At 46.6% G+C, this 951-nt stretch carries 2 protein-coding genes; one reads left to right on the forward strand and one right to left on the reverse strand.

What is annotated here, in order from left to right:
* The coding region (locus M44_RS18880; RefSeq protein WP_029326985.1) for a YehS family protein at positions 1–478 on the forward strand (478 nt) is incomplete at its 5' end.
* Positions 479–517: 39 nt separating this feature from the next.
* Here the strand turns inward: M44_RS18880 and M44_RS24465 are convergent.
* Positions 518–847: a YehR family lipoprotein gene (locus M44_RS24465; protein ID WP_202795633.1), complete on the reverse strand. Its 330-nt coding sequence runs from the start codon at positions 845–847 to the stop codon at positions 518–520.
* Positions 848–951 lie beyond the last annotated feature (104 nt).

Here is a 951-nt window from a genome sequence, read left to right on the forward strand (position 1 = left end):
AGGCCTCATGCTAAGTAACGATATTCTGCGCAGCGTGCGCTACATTTTGAAAGCCAATAATAATGACCTGGTGCGTATTCTGGCGCTGGGTAATGTCGAAGCCACCGCGGAACAGATCGCCGTCTGGCTACGTAAAGAAGACGAAGAGGGTTTTCAGCGTTGTCCGGACATTGTTTTGTCGTCATTCCTCAATGGCCTGATTTATGAAAAACGCGGCAAGGATGAGTCTGCTCCGGCACTGGAGCCGGAACGTCGCATTAATAACAACATCGTGCTGAAAAAATTACGCATCGCGTTTTCGCTGAAAACCGATGACATTCTGGCTATCCTCACCGAACAGCAGTTCCGCGTTTCGATGCCGGAAATTACAGCGATGATGCGCGCACCGGATCATAAAAACTTCCGCGAATGCGGCGATCAATTTTTACGTTATTTTCTGCGTGGACTGGCAGCGCGCCAGCATGTGAAAAAAGGCTAAAAAATTGGCGGTCATGTTTAGAGCATGACCGCCAACCGATTATTTCACTTCTTTAAAACCAGCGGCTTTCATCACCAGTTCCATTTGCGCCATAGTGATACCTTTTTTGGCATCTTCAGCAGAAACGTTGATTCCTGAAATACCCTGCAGGGCTTTAAAATCCACTTTTTCCATATCGATAGTCACGTTTTCCTGCGCGTAGGTATCGGTATAGGTTAATTTTTCTTCAACACCCGCGATGTTTTTGTATTTGGCGCTTAACGGCTCAAGTGTCTTGGCAGCATCTTCTTTGGTGGTTGCACCAATGGAGGCAAATTGAATTTTGGTTTCAGAAAGATTGCTTAAGCACCTTGTCACCTTTGTAGACATAGGTAATGGCAATTTCAGTGCCGTTCAGATTGGCGCTGATTTCTTCGATTCTCCTTGTCACCGCAGCAGCAAGAGAGAAACCAGAACGATGCACAACGAGGGAA

The organism is Bacillus coahuilensis m4-4, assembly GCF_000171615.1.
Classification (GTDB): Bacteria; Bacillota; Bacilli; order Bacillales; family Bacillaceae_K; genus Bacillus_T; species Bacillus_T coahuilensis.